The organism is Actinomycetospora chibensis, from assembly GCF_028737215.1.
Taxonomy (GTDB): Bacteria; Actinomycetota; Actinomycetes; order Mycobacteriales; family Pseudonocardiaceae; genus Actinomycetospora; species Actinomycetospora chibensis.
In genome coordinates this window covers 12,439-31,733 of the sequence record NZ_JAQZAM010000031.1, presented here as the reverse complement: position 1 = coordinate 31,733, position 19,295 = coordinate 12,439, and the positions used below count along the sequence as shown (strand labels likewise).

General features: G+C 75.8%; 19 protein-coding genes. 11 read left to right on the top strand and 8 right to left on the bottom strand.

Annotation, left to right across the window (positions count from 1 at the left end; all coding sequences use genetic code 11):
* Positions 1-8: 8 nt before the first annotated feature.
* Complete coding sequence (locus PH189_RS28540; RefSeq protein ID WP_274192251.1) at positions 9-1,292, bottom strand: alpha/beta hydrolase; 1,284 nt, start codon at positions 1,290-1,292, stop codon at positions 9-11.
* A 140-nt stretch (positions 1,293-1,432) separates the two neighbouring features.
* Here PH189_RS28540 and PH189_RS28535 point away from each other — a divergent pair, with 140 nt between their 5' ends.
* A complete protein-coding gene (locus PH189_RS28535; RefSeq protein WP_274192250.1) occupies positions 1,433-2,641 on the top strand; it encodes a PucR family transcriptional regulator in 1,209 nt (402 codons plus the stop codon).
* An 18-nt stretch (positions 2,642-2,659) separates the two neighbouring features.
* Here PH189_RS28535 and PH189_RS28530 read toward each other — a convergent pair whose 3' ends face one another.
* The 4 genes from PH189_RS28530 to PH189_RS28515 all read right to left on the bottom strand — a co-directional run bounded on the left by PH189_RS28530 (position 2,660) and on the right by PH189_RS28515 (position 7,991).
* On the bottom strand, positions 2,660-3,811 hold the full coding sequence (locus tag PH189_RS28530) for a fatty acid desaturase family protein (protein ID WP_274192267.1): 1,152 nt from the start codon (positions 3,809-3,811) through the stop codon (positions 2,660-2,662).
* Between the two features lie 321 nt (positions 3,812-4,132).
* Positions 4,133-5,296 (bottom strand): iron-containing alcohol dehydrogenase family protein, encoded by a 1,164-nt coding sequence (locus PH189_RS28525; protein WP_274192249.1) that lies wholly within the window; start codon positions 5,294-5,296, stop codon positions 4,133-4,135.
* A 41-nt stretch (positions 5,297-5,337) separates the two neighbouring features.
* Positions 5,338-6,825 (bottom strand): aldehyde dehydrogenase family protein, encoded by a 1,488-nt coding sequence (locus tag PH189_RS28520; RefSeq protein ID WP_274192248.1) that lies wholly within the window; start codon positions 6,823-6,825, stop codon positions 5,338-5,340.
* Positions 6,826-6,905: 80 nt separating this feature from the next.
* Positions 6,906-7,991, bottom strand: a complete 1,086-nt coding sequence (locus tag PH189_RS28515) for a mandelate racemase/muconate lactonizing enzyme family protein (RefSeq protein ID WP_274192247.1) — start codon at positions 7,989-7,991, stop codon at positions 6,906-6,908.
* 83 nt (positions 7,992-8,074) lie between these two features.
* Here PH189_RS28515 and PH189_RS28510 point away from each other — a divergent pair, with 83 nt between their 5' ends.
* Together PH189_RS28510 and PH189_RS28505 are read left to right on the top strand one after the other, a co-directional pair.
* The gene (locus PH189_RS28510) at positions 8,075-8,557 is read left to right on the top strand and encodes a hypothetical protein (RefSeq protein WP_274192246.1); all 483 of its coding nucleotides are present in this window, start codon (positions 8,075-8,077) and stop codon (positions 8,555-8,557) included.
* A complete protein-coding gene (locus tag PH189_RS28505; protein ID WP_274192245.1) occupies positions 8,554-9,267 on the top strand; it encodes an IclR family transcriptional regulator in 714 nt (237 codons plus the stop codon). The genes PH189_RS28510 and PH189_RS28505 overlap by 4 nt, the downstream gene beginning before the upstream one ends.
* A gap of 32 nt (positions 9,268-9,299) precedes the next feature.
* Here PH189_RS28505 and PH189_RS28500 read toward each other — a convergent pair whose 3' ends face one another.
* A complete protein-coding gene (locus tag PH189_RS28500; protein WP_274192244.1) occupies positions 9,300-10,484 on the bottom strand; it encodes an MFS transporter in 1,185 nt (394 codons plus the stop codon).
* Between the two features lie 25 nt (positions 10,485-10,509).
* Positions 10,510-11,136, bottom strand: a complete 627-nt coding sequence (locus PH189_RS28495) for an MOSC domain-containing protein (protein WP_274192243.1) — start codon at positions 11,134-11,136, stop codon at positions 10,510-10,512.
* 272 nt (positions 11,137-11,408) lie between these two features.
* Here PH189_RS28495 and PH189_RS28490 point away from each other — a divergent pair, with 272 nt between their 5' ends.
* The 7 genes from PH189_RS28490 (at position 11,409) to PH189_RS28460 (ending at position 17,975) form a co-directional block, all read left to right on the top strand.
* The gene (locus tag PH189_RS28490) at positions 11,409-12,737 is read left to right on the top strand and encodes a glycosyltransferase family 2 protein (protein ID WP_274192242.1); all 1,329 of its coding nucleotides are present in this window, start codon (positions 11,409-11,411) and stop codon (positions 12,735-12,737) included.
* 71 nt (positions 12,738-12,808) lie between these two features.
* Positions 12,809-12,970 carry a hypothetical protein gene (locus tag PH189_RS28485; protein ID WP_274192241.1) on the top strand — a complete coding sequence of 54 codons (162 nt, stop codon included), beginning with the start codon at positions 12,809-12,811 and terminating at the stop codon, positions 12,968-12,970.
* A 6-nt stretch (positions 12,971-12,976) separates the two neighbouring features.
* The gene (locus tag PH189_RS28480) at positions 12,977-13,801 is read left to right on the top strand and encodes a polysaccharide deacetylase family protein (RefSeq protein WP_274192240.1); all 825 of its coding nucleotides are present in this window, start codon (positions 12,977-12,979) and stop codon (positions 13,799-13,801) included.
* Complete coding sequence (locus tag PH189_RS28475; RefSeq protein ID WP_274192239.1) at positions 13,798-15,285, top strand: lanthionine synthetase LanC family protein; 1,488 nt, start codon at positions 13,798-13,800, stop codon at positions 15,283-15,285. The genes PH189_RS28480 and PH189_RS28475 overlap by 4 nt, the downstream gene beginning before the upstream one ends.
* 127 nt (positions 15,286-15,412) lie before the next feature.
* Positions 15,413-15,925 (top strand): CvpA family protein, encoded by a 513-nt coding sequence (locus PH189_RS28470; protein WP_274192238.1) that lies wholly within the window; start codon positions 15,413-15,415, stop codon positions 15,923-15,925.
* Positions 15,922-17,088 (top strand): hypothetical protein, encoded by a 1,167-nt coding sequence (locus PH189_RS28465; protein ID WP_274192237.1) that lies wholly within the window; start codon positions 15,922-15,924, stop codon positions 17,086-17,088. The genes PH189_RS28470 and PH189_RS28465 overlap by 4 nt, the downstream gene beginning before the upstream one ends.
* A 41-nt stretch (positions 17,089-17,129) precedes the next feature.
* Positions 17,130-17,975: a hypothetical protein gene (locus PH189_RS28460; RefSeq protein WP_274192236.1), complete on the top strand. Its 846-nt coding sequence runs from the start codon at positions 17,130-17,132 to the stop codon at positions 17,973-17,975.
* Positions 17,976-17,988: 13 nt separating this feature from the next.
* Here PH189_RS28460 and PH189_RS28455 read toward each other — a convergent pair whose 3' ends face one another.
* Entirely contained in the window at positions 17,989-18,651 is a 663-nt protein-coding gene (locus PH189_RS28455) for a maleylpyruvate isomerase family mycothiol-dependent enzyme (RefSeq protein ID WP_274192235.1), read from the bottom strand.
* 281 nt (positions 18,652-18,932) lie between these two features.
* Between PH189_RS28455 and PH189_RS28450 the strand changes: the two genes are divergently transcribed.
* Entirely contained in the window at positions 18,933-19,289 is a 357-nt protein-coding gene (locus PH189_RS28450; protein ID WP_274192234.1) for a MarR family winged helix-turn-helix transcriptional regulator, read from the top strand.
* Positions 19,290-19,295: the final 6 nt, after the last annotated feature.

Sequence of the window (19,295 nt, the reverse complement as noted above, 5' to 3'; positions counted from 1 at the left end):
CGTCGAGCTTATCGAGCGCCCGCGACCACCGTGTCCGCCCGGCCCGGGCGGGGCGTCCCCCGCCCCACCACCGCCTCCAGGAAGGCCGCGATCGCCCGGACGGCGGCGAGGGTGCGGGGGGTGGGCACGAGGTCGAAGCCGTGCTGGGCGTGCGCGAGCTCGGCGTGCACGACCGGCGCCCCCGACACCGCCCGCAACCGGCTGACGAACGCGCGGCTCTGCGCGGGCACGACGATCGCGTCGGCGGAGCCGTGCAGCACCATGAACGGCGGCGCGTCGGGGTGCACGCGCGCCGCCGGGGACGCGGCCACGTACGGGTGGGCGTCCTCGCCCAGCGCGGTGGGCATCATCGTCTCGGCCAGGAGCTCGTCGAGGGTGCCGCTGCCGTCGTCGCTGGTCAGGTCGTAGATGCCGTAGAGGCACACGGCGGCGACGACCGACGTGTCGACGTCCGGGAACCCGGGCTGCCAGGCCCCCGGGGTGAGCGCGGCGAGCGCGGCGAGGTGGGCGCCCGACGACCCGCCGGTGATCGCGATGCGGGCCGGGTCGCCGCCGTGGTCGGCGATGTGCGCGCGGGTCCAGGCCAGCGCGCGCTTGACGTCGACGATCTGCGCGGGCCAGCGCTCGGCGGGCCCGAGGCGGTAGTCGACGCTGACGCACACCCAGCCGCGCTCGACCATGTGCGCCATCAGCGGGTGGGCGTCGGCGGCCTTGCTGCCCGAGGACCACGCCCCGCCGTGGATCTGCAGCAGCACCGGTGCCCGGGCGTCGACGGGCAGCAGCGGGTCGCGCCAGACGTCGAGCAGGTTCGCCACCGGGTCCGGGCCGTAGGCGACGTCACGGGCCGTCGCGTACCGGCGGCGCGCGAGCACGGAACGCACCACGCCGGCGCGCGCCGGGAGCTCCACCGGCCCGATCTCGGCGCGCAACGCCTCGGCGAGGACCTCGGAGTCGGCCCGCGCCCGGCGGTCCAGGGTGAGCAGCACCCCGACCGCGCCCGCGGTCACCGCGAGCCCCGCCTGCCCCACCGGGTTCCACAGCGCCCCGCGGCGGGCCGCGACGCCGGCCGCCGTGCCGAGGAGCACGGCCGTGGCGCGCGGGGTCTCGGTGGCCGTCGACGACAGCAGGCTCCCCAGGACGGCCGCCGGCCAGCGCCGGGTCAGCGGGCGCAGCCCCGCGCCCGCGATCAGGGCGGCGACCGCGCCGACCGCGAGCGCCGGCCGGGCACCGGGCGCCCGGAGCGCCGCCCACATTCCCCTGATCGGGAGGAGCGCCTGCGCGGACCCGTGCACCCCACCATCCTGGCCTTCCGCCCGACCGGGACCCGCGCCACGGGCTGGGTGAGTCGTGCAGAACACGGCAGAGGACGAAGGTGACGGGGCCAGCCGTCGTCCGTCCTGGCGTCTTCGCCCGATCCTGCGACACTGGACACGTGAGCGACGGTGTGTGCGCGGTGTCGGACGCCCCGCGACGGCACCCCTGGGCCGACGTCCCCGACACGGCCCGCGACCGGTTGCGCCCGGTGGTCCTCGGCACCGGCGACGAGATCATCGCCGAGGTGCGCGCCGAGGTCGCGGAGTACGCGCTGTCGATGAACGGCGAGTTCGGCCGGCGCATCCGGCTCGGGGTCTCCGTGGCGCTCGACCAGTTCCTCGACCTGCTGGGCACCGACGACGCCCTGCCGGACACCACCGTCTACTTCGAGCTCGGCCGCGTCGAGCACCGCCACGGCCGCACCATGGACGCCCTGCAGAGCGCCTACCGCATCGGCTCGCGGGTGCTGTGGCGCCGCATCGCGGGCACGAGCGGCGACCACGGGCTCGAGGCCGAGTCGATCTTCCGGCTCGCCGAGGCGCTCTTCGCCTACATCGAGCAGCTCGCCGCGGCGTCGGTCTCCGGCTACGCCTACGAGCAGTCGCTGGCCGCGGGGTCACGCCAGGCGCGGCAGCACGCCCTCGTCGAGCGTCTGTGCCGTACGCCCGCCCCCGAGGGCGCCGAACTCGAGGCCCTGGCCCGCGAGGCGGGCTGGTCGACGCCGAAGACGATGGCCGCGCTGGTGACCAGCGAGGAGTCGCTGCCGCTGGTGTGCCGACGCCTGCCCCCGGACGTGGCGGGGTCGGTCGTCGACCGCCTGGGCGTGGTCTTCGTCCCCGACCCCGAGGGGCCGGGGCGGCTCGACGTCGTGGCCGACGCGCTGCGCGGCACCACGGCGGTGCTCGGGCCGACGGTGGAGCCCGACCAGGTGCCGCGCACCGTCACCCGGGCCCGGGCGACCTGGGCCCTGCACCTCGAGGGCCACCTGGACGACGAGGGCCTCGTCCGCTCCGAGGACCACCTGCTCGCCCTGCTGCTGCACGCGGACGTCACGCTCACCGCCGACCTCGTGGCCCAGCGCCTCGAGCCCCTCCGACGCATGACCTCGGCGGCCCGCGACCGGGCGGTGACGACGCTGACGGCCTGGCTCGACGCCCACGGCGACGTCGGCGAGGCCGCCACGCGCCTGCACGTGCACCCGCAGACCGTGCGCTACCGGCTCGCGCGCCTCAAGGAGGCGTTCGCCGGGGTGCTCGACGACCCGGTGGGCCGCCTCGAGGTCACCCTCGCCCTGCGCGCCGGGGGGCCCGCCCTCGCGGAGGGGTGAGCCACCCGGCAGCGGGGCTCAGGCTGCGGCGGGGGCGGCGGCGTCGAGCGACTCGGCGCGCCGGCGGCCGAACGGCAGCGCCCGCAGGCGCCGCTTGGCGAGGCCCTTGTGGCCGCCCGGGAACGACAGGCGGGCGATCTTGGCGAGCACGCCGCCGTACTGCTTCCACATCGGGCCCGCGTGGTACGGCAGCCCGTAGCGGCGGCACAGGTCGCGGACCTGCGGCGCGATGGTGCCGTAGCGGTTCGAGGGCATGTCCGGGAAGAGGTGGTGCTCGATCTGGTGCGAGAGGTTCCCGGTCATGATGTGCAGGAGCTTCGAGCCCTCGATGTTGGCCGAGCCCAGCATCTGACGGACGTACCACTCGGCCTGCGTCTCGTTCTCCAGCCGCTCCTCGTCGAAGGTCTCCACCTCGACGGGGAAGTGACCGCAGAAGATCACCGCATGGGACCAGACGTTGCGGACGAGGTTGGCGAGCAGGCCGCCGACCAGGGCCGGGACGAACGAGGGCCCGGACAGCGCGGGGAAGACCACGAAGTCCTTGAGGGCCTGCTTGCCGGCCTTGCGTCCCATCGCCTTGAGCTCGGGCATCTTCTCGGCCCAGGTCTTCTCACCGCGCTGGACCTGGTCGATCTCGAGGTCGAAGGCCGCGATCCCCCACTCGAAGATCATGGCGAGGCCGGCGTTGGTGAAGGTCTGGAACAGGTAGATGGGCTCCCACGGCTGGTCGGGGTCGACCCGCAGCACGTTGTAGCCGATGTCCCGGTCCTTGCCGTGCACGTTGGTGTACGTGTGGTGCAGGTAGTTGTGGGTCTGCTGCCAGCTCCGGGCCGTGGAGACGTGGTCCCACTCCCAGGTGGTGGAGTTGATCTCCGGGTCGCGCATCCAGTCCCACTGGCCGTGCAGGACGTTGTGGCCGATCTCCATGTTCTCGAGGATCTTGGCCAGGGCGAGCGACGCGGTGCCGACGAGGAACGCCGGCGGGAACAGCGCGCCGAGCAGCAGGACGCGTCCCGCCGCCTCGAGGCCGCGCTGGGTACGGATGACGCGACGGATGTAGCGCGCGTCGTCGTCGCCGAGCGACGACATGACCTGGTCACGCAGGACCTCGAGCTCGGCACCGAGGCGTTCGATGTCCTCGGTGGACAGGTGCTCGGTCGACGGCGTGATGTGCGCGGTGCTGGCCCCGGGGCGGCCGGGGCCGATCGGCGTCTTGGCCTTGTTGATGCGGGTGATGTGCTCGGGAATGGTCTCGAGGGTGGTCACGAGGCCTCCTCTGTCCTACGGGAGTCCGGGGGAGCTGGGCGAGCGCCCGTCGGCCCGCTGCTGATCACTCCATCGACGGTAGGGACCGCGCCGACGCACGGGCTACGCGAGGAGTGAGGACTCCGGGGCGAAACCTGTTGCATGACCTCAAAGCCGGGCCCTACACCGCAACGCGGAGCCCGGATCCGTGACCTCGCCCACGTCCGGGTGAGGCTCGGCGGCGTGTCAGCAGCGTGCGAGCAGCTCCACCAGCTCGGCCACGGACGCCGGGTGCCGCGGCGCGTTGCGGCTGACCGGGTCGGCCAACGCGGTCCGCGCCAGGGCCTCGCGGTCGTCGGGGGCCGCGCCCAGGTCGGCCACCGAGACCCGCGTGTCGACCTGCTCGAGCAGGCCTCCCAGCGCGTCGGGCAGGGCCGCGGGCCCACGCAGGCCAGCGGCCTCGGCGGCGCGTCCCCACCCCGCGGGGTCGGCGTCGAGCGACCACGCCACGACCTCGGGCAGCACGGCGGCCAGGGCCGGCCCGTGCACCGCACCCGTGTGCAGGCTCAGGGCGTGCGCGAGCCCGTGCACCAGGCCGAGCCCGCTGCGCGTGAGCGCCTGTCCGGCCAGGTGCGCCGCGACGAGCATCTCGGCGCGCGCCCGCGGGTCGCTCCCGTCGGCCACCGCCACCGGCAGCCACACCCACGCCCGGCGGACGGCCTCGGCGGCGAACGCCTCGGACATCGGGTCGCGGCCGCGCGAGGCCAGCGACTCGATGCCGTGCACCAGCGCGTCGACGCCGGTCGCGGCGGTGGCCGACGCGGGCAGGCCGAGCGTGAGCTCCGGGTCGAGCAGCGCGACCCGGGGCACGACGCTCGCGTCGCCGCAGTAGACCTTCTGCCGGTTCGCGGGGTCCTCGAGCACCCCGAAGCCGTTCGTCTCGGCCCCCGTGCCCGCAGTGGTCGGCACGGCCACGAGCGGGAGGCCCGCCGCGGGCGTCACCCCGCTGCCGTCGGCCCGGGCGCCGGGCGACGGCGCGAGCAGCGCGATCCCCTTGGCGGCGTCGAGGCTCGACCCGCCCCCGAGCGCGAGCACCGCGTCGAGGCCCAGAGCCCGCGCGTGCTCGGCGCCCTGCTCGACGACGGCCACCGTGGGGTTGCCGCGCACCGCGTCGAAGACCTCGACGACCGCGCCGGACGCGGCGAGCGGCCCGACGACGGCGTCCACGACCCCGGCCGCACGCAGGCCGGGGTCGGTGACCACGAGCACCCGTCGCGCGGACAGCGCGGCGAGGTGCGCGGGGATTCGGGCCACCGCGCCGGGCCCGAAGTCGACGACCGGCCCGGGGCCGGACAGGAACGCGGTGCCGGCGGCGACGCCGGCGCAGGGGGCGTGGACGTCGGTGCTCACCCCGGCAGCGTGCACGAGGCCGCTCACGGCGTTCATCCCGGTCACAGGGCGAACCACGTGGTCTTGGGTGCCGAGTAGGCGTCGAGGGCCTGCAGCGAACGGTCGCGACCACCGCCCGAGTCCCCGAAGCCGCCGAACGGCGTCGTGACGGACGCGGCGTCGTAGGTGTTCACCCACACCGTGCCGGCCCGCAGCGCCGCCGCCGTCCGGTGGGCGACGGTCAGGTCCGACGTCCACACCGACGCGGCGAGCCCGAACCGCGTCTCGTTCGCCAGCTCGACCCCGTGTGCCGGCCCGTCGCACACCATGACCGACAGCACCGGTCCGAAGATCTCCTCCTGGGCCACGCGCGAGGCCGGGTCGACGCCATCGAGCACGGTCGGCTCGGTGTAGGTGCCGCCGGGGACGGGCTGCGGCCGCCCGCCGCCGGTCGCGAGGACCGCGCCCTCGGACCGCGCGAGGTCGACGTAGCCCTCGATCCGGGCGAGCTGGGTTCCGTCGACGACGGCGCCCAGGACCGTGTCGGGGTCGAGCGGGTCGCCGACGACGAACTCCTTGGCGCGCGTGAGCACGCGGTCGAGCAGCGCCTCGTGGACGTGGCGGTCGACGATGAGCCGCGAGCCGGCGTGGCAGGTCTGGCCGGCGTTGTAGAAGATCCCCCAGCACACGGCGTCGGCGACCGCGTCGAGGTCCGGGGCGTCGGCGAGCACGAGCTGCGCGGACTTCCCGCCCGCCTCGACGGCGACGGCCTTGCCGTTGGACTCCCCCGCGTAGCGCTGGAACGCCCGGCCCGTCCCGACCGAGCCGGTGAACGCGACCTTGTCGACGACGTCGTGGAGGCCGAGGGCGGCGCCCGTGCCCGGCCCGTCGCCGGAGAGCACCTGCAGCACGCCGTCGGGCAGCCCGGCCTCGGCGCCGAGGCGCGCGAGGTGCAGCGCCGAGAGCGGCGACTGCTCGGCCGGCTTGAGGATGACGCTGTTGCCCGCGGCGAGCGCCGGACCGATCTTCCACGAGGTGAGGATCAGCGGGTAGTTCCAGGGGACGACCGCGGCCACGACCCCGAGGGGCTCGCGAGTGATCGTCGCGAGGCTGCCGGGCCCGGTGGGGGCGATCGCGTCGTAACGCTTGTCGATCGCCTCGCCGTACCAGGCCAGCACGTCGGCGCAGGTCGCGACATCGACGTTCATCGACTCGCGGATCGGCTTGCCGACGTCGAGGGTCTCGGCCAGCGCGAGGTGCTCGGCGTCGCGGCGCACCAGCTCGGCGAAGCGCAGCAGGACCCGCTTGCGCACGGCGGGCGCGGCCCGGGACCAGGTCCCCTCCTCGAACACCCGCCGAGCGGCGCCGACGGCGAGGTCCACGTCCGCGCGTCCGGCGTGGGCGACCTCGGCGACGACGGCGCCGTCGCGCGGGGAGATCGTCGGGAAGGTGGCGCCGTCGGCCGCCGCGCGCTCGGCGCCGTCGACGAACAGCGTGGTCGCCGGGCGGAACGCCGCGGCGCGGGCGGCCCAGTCGGTCGTGCCGGTCACGGGACTCCTTGCGGGTGTGTGGGTGGCGGTCCCGGCTCCGAGGGGGGGTCGGAGCCGGGACCGCCGTCTCGGGGTGCCCGTCAGGCGAGCACGGCGCCCAGCCCGGGCGCCTCGGGAACGACGAGCATGCCGTCGGGGTCGGGGCGCAGCGGCTCCGCGAGCAGGAAGTCGCGGCGCTCCGGGGTCCAGCCGCCGGCCGGGTCGTCGGGGAACTCCAGGTAGGGCCCGGCACCGACGCCTGCGGCGACGTGCAGGTTCGCGAGCAGGCCCAGGCCGTTGGTCCAGGTGTGCGGGGTGAAGCGACGGTGCCGGGCGCGGGCGGCCTCGGCGAGCTGGCGGGACCGCGTCATCCCGAGCGCGAGCACGACGTCGGCCTGGTAGACGTCCAGCGCGTCGGCCTCGAGGAGCGCCAGCGTCTGCGGCAGCGAGTCCAGCATCTCCCCCGCCGCGATCCGCACGCCCGGGTTGTCCGCGCGCAGCAGGCGGTGCCCGTCGGCGTCGGCGTAGGGCAACGGCTCCTCGACCCAGGCGACGTCGTACTCGGCGAGGCGCCGGACGACGCGCCGCACCTCGGCGAGCTCGAGCGGCTCGGTGACGTCGCCGCCCATCCGCCAGGCCTGGTTGAGGTCGACCATGATGTCGAGCCGGTCGCCGACGGCCTCGCGGACCGCGGCGACAGCCGCGACGCCCTGGCGCAGCCGCCGCGGGTGGGCCCGGATCTTGACGGCGCGGATGCCGTCCTCCACCAGCCGGTGGGCGTCCTCCGCCCGGCGCCCCGGCGGCTGCTCCGAGCACCAGGACGCATAGACGGGCACGCGGTCGGTGACGCCGCCGAAGAGCGTGGCGACGGGGAGGCCGGCGACCTGGCCGACGATGTCCCAGAGCGCGGACTCGAGCGGCCAGAACCGGCCGGCGTGGAAGCCGATCGACTCGATGCGCCGCACCTGCAGCTCGGTGGCCAGCGGGTCGGTGCCGAGGAACAGCTCGCGGTAGCCGTCGAACCCGGCCATGGTGTCGCCCGAGCCGACGCCGACGACGCCCTCGTCGGTCTCGACCCGGACGATCGTCGCGGCGAAACGGGTGCGGGGCTCGGGGTCCCAGGCGGCGTAGCAGGGCGGGTCGAGGACGGTCTCGCGGTGCTCGAGACGAATGTCGGTGATCTTCACGTCGGACTGCCCTCCCTCGTCGTCTGCCGGTCCGGCGCGGGTCAGTAGAGAAGTCGTCGACGGGTGGGGCAAGAATCCGTGCGGTGAGCGCACCTCCGCTGCTGGGGACGGGTCTGCTGGGGATGGCCGTGCTGGGCCTGCACCTCGCCGCCGTCTGGTTCTGCGTCGGGCTGGTCTGGGTGATCCAGCTGCTCGTCTACCCCGGGTTCGCCCACATGGTCGGAAGTGACTGGGTCGCGGTGCACGGCCGGCACACGCGGATCATGGGCCTGCTGGTCAGCGGGCCCTGGGCGGTGCAGGGGCTGACGTGCGCGGTGCTGCTCGTCTGGCAGCCGCCCGGCGTCCCGTTCGTGCTCGCGCTCGCTGCGGGGCTGTGCGGCGCCGCCACGGTGGGCGTGACCGTCGCCGTCTCGGTGCCGTGCCACCAGCGGCTGGCGCAGGGCTGGGACCCGGCCGTCCACGCCCGGCTGACGCGGACCAACTGGTGGCGCACCGCGGCCTGGACGCTCGGCGGGGTCACGGCGCTGGTGATGCTGGGGCTGGCCTCGCTGGGGCTGTCCTCGTGACCCGCCCACGCTCGGCGGGCCTGCGCCGCGACATGGAGCTGCTCGACGTGCTGTCCTCGCCCGAGGCGCTGACCGCCGGGCTCGGCGTGGCCCGGGTGGCCGAGGAGACCGGACGCCAGCCCAGCCAGGTGTCGCGGGCCCTCGCCGCCCTCGAGGACGAGGGCCTCGTCGAGCGCGACCCGGCGAGCCGGCGCTACGCCCTCGGCTGGCGGCTCTACGCCTTGGCCGCCCGCACCACCGAGGCCCGCCTGGTCGCGCTGGCGCGCCCCGCCCTGATCGCCCTCGCCGCGCGCACCGGCGAGCAGGCGTCGCTGTGCCGCCTGCACGGGTCCCGGGTGGCCACGCTGCTGACGGCCGACGCCGGCGGCGGGCCCGCCCGGGCGCGCTTCGACGTCGACGACATCCCGCCGGCGACGACGTCCACGGGCCGGGTGCTGCTCTCCGAGCGCGACGAGGCGGCCGCCCGGGCGGTCGGCGCCGACCCCGAGGTCCTCGCGCGGGTGCGCGCCGCGGGCCACGCCGTGGTGGACGGCGAGTTCGACCCCAAGCTCGCCGGCGCGGCCGCCCCGGTGCGCGGGTTCCACGGCGGGATCGTCGCCGCGCTCACCGTCTCCGGCCCCGCGCCGCGCCTGCGCCCCCGCCTCGCCGCCCACGCCGCCGCCACCGCCGCGGCCGCGAGCGACCTCTCCGCGCACCTGTCCCCCACGTGAGCGATGTTCGGGGTGATAGCCCCGAACATCGCTCACGTACGGGGCAGGAACCAGACGCCGAGGCCGACGAGGGCGACGGCACCGCCGAGGACGCACACGCCGACCCAGCCACCCGCGGGGTAGACGATCGACGTCGCCGCCGAGGCCAGCGTGCCGCCGATGAACACCGAGGTCATGTACGCGGTGGTGATGCGGCTGCGGGCCTGCGGGGCGAGCGCGTAGATGACGCTCTGGTGGCTGATCTGCAGGCTCTGCTGGGCGAGGTCGAGCACGACGACCCCCGCGATCAGCGCCACGATCGACGCCCCGCCGAGCCCGAGCAGCGCCCAGCTGGCCACGAGCACCACCAGCCCCAGGGTGACGACGAGCCGCCCGTGGCCGCGGTCGGCCAGCCGGCCCGCGAGCGGCGCCATCGCCGCCCCCGCCAGGCCCGCGAGGCCGAACAGGCCGACGACCGCCGGACCGAAGCCGTACGGCGGCGCGGAGAGCAGGAAGTCGGCCGAGGTCCACAGGATCGTGAAACACCCCATGCCGACCGCGCCCAGCAGCATGCGCCGGCGCAGCTCCGGCTCGTGGCGCACGAGGCCGAGCACCGAGCCCAGCAGGCGCGGGTAGCTCGTCGACTCGGTGGGCGGGACGACCGGGAGCACCAGGCGCACCACCACGGCCAGCACCACCATGACGCCCGCCGCGAGCGCGAAGACCCAGCGCCACCCGCCGGCCTCGGCCACGAACCCGGCGACCGTCCGCGCCCCGAGGATGCCGATCAGCAGGCCGCTCATCACGGTGCCGACGACGCGGCCGCGCTCGTGGTCGCCGGCCAGCTGCGCCGCCAGCGGCACCGCGACCTGCGCGACGGCCGAGGTCACGCCGACCAGCGCGACGGCCGTGGCGAGCAGCGCGAACCCGGGCGCTGCCGCGGCCAGCCCGAGCACCACGGCGCACCCGAGCAGCAGCAGGCTCACCAGCCGCCGACGCTCCAGCAGGTCGCCGAGCGGGACGACGAAGGCGAGCGCCAGCGCGTACCCCACCTGCGAAGCCGTGACGAGCAGCGCGGCGGTGCCGTTGCCGACGCCGAACTCCCCGCCGATCGTGTGCAGCAGGGGCTGGGCGTAGTAGATGTTGGCCACCGCGGCGCCGCACACCACGGCGAGCAGCAGCGTGCGGGCGCGCCCGATCCCGGTGGCGGACTCGGCGGTCGAGACGTCGGCGCTCACCGCACGACCGTGCCGCAGGACGCGATCACGGGCCCGGGGTCGAGACCGATCCCACCGTCGTCGTGCCCGGAGCGTCACGGGACGTCCGGTTCGCGGCCGGCCGTCGCGCCCGAGGCGGGAGGCCGGCACGGGACGCGTCCAGGAGATCGTCGCCCTCCGGGACGGTCACGGTCGCCGGCCCCACCCGCAGGGTCCCCGAGCCCAGTGCCGCGCACCGCACCCCGGCGCGCCCGCGGAGGGCGGCGTGCGCGCCGGGGGCGAGCACCACGTCCATCCAGGCGCACGGTGCCGCGGGCCGGGCCCCGCGCAGGCGCACCGGCCCGTCGCCGGAGTCGAGGGCGAACTCGCGGGAGCGCAGGGCCTCGACGTCCAGCCCGCGGGTGACGATCGTGCGTCGGGCCGCGACGGGATCGAACGGCGCGACGCCGAGCTCGGCGGCGACGGCCTCGAGCGCCTCGATCGCGAGCACGGTGACCGCGGCGTCCCGGTGCGCGTCCTGCCCCGCGTAGCGGTCGCCCACCACGCCGTACCCCGCGCGGATGTCGATGTGGTCGGGCGTCGTGGTCGGCACCGCCACGGGGCCGTCGCCCGGACGCCCCTCGTAGGCGTGGCCGCTCGAGACGACGAAGCCGACGATCTCGAAGCCGATCACCTCGCCCACGGTAGGCGCGGCCGGCGTGGGGCGGCTCACGCCCGCCGGCCGTGCCGCCGTCGCTGTGCCGAACGCCGGAGCCGGCTCTCGGCCGTCTGCCGATCGGGGGGCCGAAAAGGCAGGTGAGTGACACTCCGGCGTCAAAGCGACATCCGATTTCTCACGATGGTGTAACGAAATCCGGTCTGTGTACGGTATGCCTCGCAGGTCGCCCACCGATCGAGTGAGCAGCGACCACGGACGTGAGCACACGGTGACGCGAGCGAGGTGACGTGACGAGCAGCCAGGCCGTACGGGTCGGACGAGCGGGCGCAACGCCGCCGCGCAGCTCCGTCCCCGCCGACCCGGTGACCGGGCCCGTGGGTGTCCGCACCCGCCCGGCCCGCCGCTCCTCGGACCACGACGCGCCCACCATCACGCTGCGCACCACCATCGCGCCCTCCCCCACGCCGGCCACGGCCGCGGTACCGGAGGCCGCAGCCCCGGCGACGACGGTCGCCTCCGCCTCACCCCGCACCGGCCGCGGCACCCGCCGTGCGACGAGCGCCGCGACGGGGGTCACCACCGTCAGCGTCCTGGTGCCGGCCCACAACGAGGAGGCGGGCATCACGGCCACGGTGGAGGGCCTGCTCGCGCAGGACGTCCCCGAGTGGCTGCACATCGCCGAGGTCGTCGTGGTGGCCAACAACTGCACCGACCGCACGGCCGAGATCGCCCGCCGGTACCCGGTGACGGTCCTGGAGATGGCGCACAACCCGGACAAGAAGGCCGGCGCGCTCAACCACGGCTGGCGGGAGACCGCGCGCGGCGCCGACCTCGTGCTGACGATGGACGCCGACACCGTGCTGCTGCCGGACACGGTGGCGGCGATGGCCGACGAGCTGCGCGGCAACGCCGTGCTCGGCGCGGTCTGCGCCCGGTACTGGGCGACGCCGGGCCGCGGCCTGGTCTGGCGGCTCCAGCGCCTCGAGTACACCCGCTACGACGACCTGCGCGACCTGCGCCGTTGGAAGGTCTCGGTCGCCAGCGGCGCCGCCGCGATGTACCGCAACGTCGCCCTCGAGGCCGTGGCCGCCACCCGCGAGGCCGGCGAGCCGTGGGACGGCACGTCGCTGATCGAGGACTACGCGCTGACCCTGGAGCTCAAGGCCCGCGGCTTCCGCGTGGCCGCCGCCCGGAAGGCGCACGTCTACACCACCCCGCCCGCCTCGTTCCGCGAACTCTGGGTCCAGCGCATGCGGTGGGGACGCGGCGGGATGGACGAGTGCCTCAAGCGCGGCTGGTCGACCGCGACGCGGCAGGACTGCCTGTCCTACGTCCTGTTCGGGTTCAGCGTGTTCTTCCGGGTGCTGTTCCTGACGATGCTCGCCCTGATGATCATCTACGCGGTGCCGTTCCGGTACGCGCTGATCGGGCTCATCCCGCTCGCCGTGATGTGGCTGGAGCGGATGACCTCGATGTTGCGGGTGCCCGACCGCGGGTGGCGCGACGTGGCGATCGTCGCGGTGCTGATCGTCGAGGACTTCTACGGGTTCTTCCTGGAGCTGTGTGCGGTGGTTTCGGCGTGGCGGTGTCTCAACGCCCGCCGGCAGGCCTGGTAGCCGCACGAGAACGACATGTCGGACGAGGAATCGAGAAGGGACGGACCGCGGGGATGTACGGGGAGCACTCGATGTACCTCACGAGCGCCGTCGGTGGCGGCACCACCGGCTTCGCGCTGGCCGCGGCCACGGGCATCAACGCCATCGCGGCGGTGCTCATGGCGGTGACCGTGCTGTTCACGCTGCTGCTGGTGGTGCGGATCGTGCGCCGCAGCCTGCGGCCGTTCCGCTGAGGTCGCGTGTCCTTCGACGACCGGCGTCGCAACGTCCGCTCGCTGCTCTTCTTCCTCCTCGCGCTGCTCGGCACCGTGGTGATCTCGGTCGCCTCGTCGGTGGCCGGGACGGCGTCCGACGAGACCGTCGCCGGCCCCCGCTACGTCCCGACCGCGCTCGACCAGGCGCTGCCGCCCTCGCCCGAGGCGCGCCCGGGGCCCCGCGTCGCGCTCACCTTCGACGACGGTCCGTCCCCGCAGCTGACCCCGTACATCCTCGACGTCCTGGCCGCCAAGCGGGTGCCCGCCACCTTCTTCCTGCAGGGCGACCACTCCGAGGCGCATCCCGAGCTGGTGCGACGCGTGCACGACGAGGGCCACGTCGTGGCCAACCACGCCTGGGAGCACCCGTGGTTCCCGGACCTGACACCCGAGGAGGCCGAGGTCGAGATCCAGCGCACGAACGAGGTGCTCACCGAGATCACCGGGGTGCGCCCGACGCTGTTCCGCTACCCGTTCGGCCAGCCCTCCCCCGGTGGTGACGCCGTCCTGGCACGCCTGGGGATGTCGAACGGCGTGCACTGGAAGTGGACGTCGAACAAGCCCGGCGACTTCCAGTGCCCGGGCGCCGACGCGCTCGTCGACTACGTGCTCACCGAGTCCGTGGACCAGGCGATGATCCTGCTGCACGACTCCGGCGACACGGTCGGCTGCCCGCCCGCCCAGCTCGAGTACCTGCCCCGGGCCATCGACGCGCTGCGCGCCCGCGGGTTCACGTTCGGGGTCGTGGCCCCGTCCCCGACGCCCTCGGCGGTCAACTCGGGGTCGCGCGCGGCCGTCGTCCCCCGATGACGCGGCTCCTCCTGGTGCTGGCCGCCGCCCTGCTGGCTGTCTCCCTTCTGGCGGCCGCCTGCGCACGCGCCCCCGCCGCGGAGCCCACGGGACCCACGCCGTCGCCGCTCCCGGACGCGTTCGCCGACCGGCTCGTCGACGACGGCATCCCGGACCCGCTCGGTGCCGGCGGGCCGCCCGGCGCCCGCGCGTGGACCAGCGCCATCCAGGCACCGAACCGCCAGACCGACCGCGACGTCGGCGCCGCCGGGATCGCGCACGGGCTGCTCGCCCTCGCCGCGGCGACCCCCGACCCGGCGGCCCGCGAGCGCCACCTCGCCGGGGCCCGGTCCGCGGGCGACTTCCTGCTGGGCGCGTCGCGGGGCGGCCGGGTGCCCGACTACGTCAACCCCGACGGCCCGGCAGCGCGCGCCTACACCTCGTTCGACGACGGCGCGGCCGGGGTCGCCGAGGTGCTGTGGCGCCTGGGCGATGCCACCGGCGACGACCGCTACCGCGCGGGCGCCCGGGACTCGCTGCGCTGGGTGCTCGACCGCGCCGAGGGCGTCGACGGCGCACCGTGCCCCCAGATGTGCCGGTGGGCCTGGGTCGACGGCGGGAGCGAGCCGCCCTCCTACCGGCACGGCATGGGCGAGGGCCAGGCCGGGATCGTCTACGCGCTCTCGGTGATGGCCGAGCGCACCGGCGACCCGGAGCTCGCCGCGCACGCCGCGGGCGGCGCGGCGTACCTGTCCAGCCGCCTCGACGACGACGGCGGGCTGCCCGAGCGCGCCGACGAGCCGCGGCGCAACACCGGGTTCCTCTCGGGCACCGCCGGCGCGGCGTTCGTCTTCCTGCGGATGTACCAGGCGACCGGCGACGAACGCTGGCGCCGGGACGCGGAGGCCGCGCTCGGCTTCCTCGACCGCACCGCGCAACCCGCCGGCGGGGGCCTGGCCTGGCCGATACTGCTCGGCGCCGGGTCGGAAGCACTGACGCCGGACAACCCGAACAGGGCCACGGGCATGGAGGAGGGCGCGGCCGGGATCGGCTGGGTGTCGCTGCAGGCCCACGCGATCCTCGGCGACCCCCGCCACCTCGAGCGGGCGCGCGGCGCGGGCCGGTGGCTGGTCAGCGTCGCCCTGGACGAACCGGTGGGCCTGGCGTGGGCCGAGTACGAGGGCAGCCCGACCGTCCACGCCTCGACGAACAGCGGAGCCGCGGGCACCGGCTGGTTCCTCGACTCCCTGGGCCGCGTGACCCGCGACGGCGAGTTCACCGCGGCGGCCCGCGATGCCCGCGCCTGGCTGCTCGCCGTCGCCACCCCGGAGGGCCACTGGGGCGCGACCCGACAGAACGGGACGTGGACCCTGGGTCGCGAGCCCTCGTGGCACTGGGGCTCCGCCGGGGTGATCGGCTTCCTGAGCCGGCTCGCCGGCGGTCCCGTCGACAGCCCCGGAATGCAGGAGGTCCTCGTGCCCCTGGAGGGCCCGGCCACGGGGTAGGCGCGTCCCCGGCGGGGAATTAGTTCCCGATCGCCCGCCGCCGGGGCCGTGTCCGCGCGGGTTGACTCGATGTCAGCCGGAGTCGTGTGTGCGACCCCGGACATGCAGGGACATCGAGGAGGCTCCCGTGACCGTCGTGGACCTGGTGGTGCTCGCGGTGGTCCTGATCGCCGCGCTGCGCGGCTGGCGTCGGGGCGGCACCGGACTCGTCCTGCGCGCCGCCGGCGCCGTGGCCGGGGTGCTGATCGCCGGTGCGCTCGCCCGCTGGCTGGTGCCGCTGCTCGTCGCGCCCGACGCGACGGTCTCGCGCGGGGCGATCGTCATCGGCGCCGCGCTCGTCGGCGCCCTCGTCGGCTGGGGCGTGGGCCGCCGACTCGGCGAGACCCTCGCCGCCCGCCGCGGCGGCGGGTTCCGCCGACCCGGTCTGCCCGACCGCGCCCTCGGCGTCGTCGCCCACGGCGCCCTCGCGCTCATGCTGCTCGTGCTGGCCGCCGGGGTCGTGTCCGCGTTCGGCCCGACCGGCCTCGGCGATGCGGCCCGCGACAGCTCCGTGCTCGGCGCCGCCGCCACGCACCTGCCGAACCCGCTCACGCTGCTGCCCTCCGGGGGCGCCACGCTCGCCGACGGGGGTGCGCGATGACCCCGAGGACCACTGCCCGCTCCGCCCTCACCTGGCCCCGCCTCGTCGGCGCGGCCGCCCTCGGCCTCCTGCTCCTGACCTGGCTCGCCTCCGGCTCGTTCGTCCTGGCCCTGCTCGTTCTCGTCCTCGTCGCCGGCACCGCCGGGCTGGCGTGGATGGTCGTGTCCTCCACCGGGCGCGGTCCGCGCGGCGGCGACGGCTCGGCGGAGGTGCTCGAGGCCCTGCCGACGACGGACCTCGCCCCGCCCACGCCCTCGGACCGGCTGCGTCGTGCCGTGCGCGGGCTGCTCGGCCGGCCCTGGGTGCACGGCGACGGCCTGATCCGCGCGGCCGCCCGGCGGCTCGCGTCCGAGGAGTCGCTGGTGTGGACGCCGCGCGGCCAGCGCGTCGCGGCACCGCACCTGTGGGTGGAGTTCCACCCCGACGACCTGGCCGACGTGGCCGCCCGCTGGCCGCTCGAGGTGCTCGCCGACGAGCTGCTCTCGGGTTACCTCGAGCACGCCCGCGACACCGACGCGCGCCGCCTCGCCGAGCGCACCTTCCTGCACCTGCTCGCGGGCGCCGACGTCCCCGTCGGGCGCGTGCTCGTCACCGCGGCCTTCTCCCGTCCGGCCGCGACACCCGTGGCGACGGCCTCGGCGGTCGACCCGACCCCGTCGTCGCTGTCGTCCCCGCCGCCGGCGGCGATCGCGGCACCCGTCGCGGCACCCGTCGCGGCCGCCGTCCCGGCGAACGGCTCCGGCCGTCCGCCGTCCTCACCCGGGCCCCGCCCGGCCGTGCCGCGGGCAGGCGGCCGGCCCGGGCGGGCTCTTCCGCCCCCACCTCGGCCGGCTCAGGCGCGGGGGCCGGCCGGGGCTCCCCGGGACACCGTCGGGGGGTCCCGGGGAGCAGGCGGTGCCCGCACCCCGCACACCGAGAAGCACACCCAGAAGCACACCGGGAAGCCCGAGACGCGGACGACCGTCGTCACGCCGGCCCCAGGCTCCCGGCCCGGACCCCGACCGGGCGCGACGCTCGTGCAGCGGGTCGCCGACATGGCCCGGGACGCCACGCGCGGCCGCGCCCCGACACCCGTCGGGGGTCCCCGCGACGAGGAGACCCGGGCCCGTCCCCGCGTATCCTGGGGTCGGCCGGCGGAACCCCGCCGCAACGGGGGCGGCTAGGAGCAGTCCGGCCCGCCCGCCCACGGTGGACGGGAGGTGTCGTGACGCGACCGATCGCCCGCGCCCCGCGGGCCCCCGCCCCCGGCACCCCGCGCATGGCCCTCGGGGGCCTCACCGTCCTCGACGTCCGCACCGAGCGCGCCCAGTCGATCCCCTGGGGCGAGCGGGTCACGATCGGGCGTGGTGACGGCACCGGCCGCCGGCCCGGCGAGGGCGCAGGCGCGGGCGCCGCACGGCACATCGCCGTCCCCGACGACCGCGTGTCACGGCTGGCTGTCGAGATCGAGGTCCGCGACGACGCCTACCTGATCATCAACCGGCAGCGGCACGGTGGCCTGCTGACCCTGTTCGTGCCCGGCGTCCCCGGCAAGGACCGCATCCGCACCGGCAACGGCCTGCTCGTCCGCGACGACCGTTCCTCGCTGGGCCTCTGGTTCCCGGACGGCCAGGAGCTGACCCTGGCGCTGCTGCGGTTCGCCCCCACCGCGGCCGCCGGCGTCACGACCAGCGGGGGCCTCGCCGGCGGACGCACCATCGACACCTCGCTGCCCACCGCCGAGACGTGGTGGTCGGTGCTGGTCGCGGCCTGCGGCCCGACGCTGATCGCCGCCGCCACCGCCGGGGCGGGCAACGCGTCGCGCGAGGTGCACGGCGACGCCGACCAGATCGCGGAGTGGCATCGCGCCGAGGGCCGTCCCGCGCCCAGCCCCAAGACGCAGAGCGAGGCGTTCCGGCACGCGCAGCGCTGGCTGCGGGGCCTGCGGCTCAACGACAAGACGCGCGGGTGGCGCATCGCGGTCGTCGAGCAGGTCATCCACCTGCGGCTGGTGACCATCGACGACGTGCGCCTGCTGTTCCCCAGCCAGGCTCCGCGGGCCGTCCGCTGACCCGGTCGGTGCGCTACTCGGTGAGGTCCCGGTCCGGCAGCGGACCCAGGGTCGCGAACGCGTCGAGGTAGGGCTCCACGTCACCGCGCACCGTCCACGCCCGCAGCTGGGCCGCGGAGCGCCGGGCCATCAGCGCGCGGGCGAGCTCGAAGTCCGACGTCCGGACCTCGACCGCCGGCTCGCCGTCCCCCGACGCCCACGACCATCCGTCGCCGGTCAGCGCGACGGGCGGCAGCCCGGGGTCGAGCCGGGCCGCGAACCGCTGCACGAAGCGCTCGCGCATCGCGGCCATCGCCGGGGTGTCCCGGCCGCCTGGCACACCGAGGGCGCCGCGCAGGTCCTGCTCGTGGATCGTGACGTCACCCAGCGGCCGGGTGCCGTGCTCGGCCATCCACGCGCGCAACGGCTCCGCGAGCCCCTGCCACTCGGCCACGAGGGCGTCGACGTCCCGGTCGCGCCGGGCCTCGACCTGCTGCGCGGTCCACGCCTCGTTGTGGTCGTCGGGCTCGTCCCCGGCGACGACGTCGGCGCCGAGCCCCACCATGTGCGAGAGCAGGTCACGGACCGTCCAGTCCGGGCAGGCGGGCACGGTCGCCGCAGCTCGGGCCGCGGGCAGGTCCGTCACGAGGTCGATGACGCGCTCCTGCGCGCGGGTCCATTCCGTGATGCCGTCCACGGCGTGAGAGCCTCTCACCCGGCGCTACCGTGTGTTCCGCGGGAAAACCGACCGAACGTCCGGTGAACTGAATCGGTCGACCGTTCGTCGCCCTCCCCGCACGTCATACCGAGTTGTGTGTCACTCGGTTGTGTCAGAGTGGACGAATGTCACGCGAGGGGGACGGGACGAATCCGGAGGGTGGCCCAGCCACCCCTGACGCCATACGCCACGCACCGGGCTATCTCGCCCGGCGCCTCCACCAGGCCTACACGGCCGCCTGGGCCCGCAGGGTCGATCCGGTGCTCACCGGACCGCAGTACGCCGTGCTCGTCACGGTGGACGCCCATCCGGACCTCGATCAGGGCTCTCTGGCCCACACCGTCGCGCTCGACCGCTCCACCATGGCGGACGTGTGCCGGCGGCTCGAGGACCGCGGACTCATCGCGCGCACGCAGGCGCCTGCGGACGGGCGGCGCAAGCTGCTCGGGCTCACCGACGACGGACGGGAGGCCTTGGCCCGGGTGCACCGCCGGGCACGCGAACTCGAACGGGAGCTGATGGCGGAGCACGCCATCGACGTCGACCAGCTCCTCGTCCACCTGGACGCCCTGTCACGGCGATGGGAGACCGTCGCCTCCGCAGCGCCTACCGGCTGATCCGCC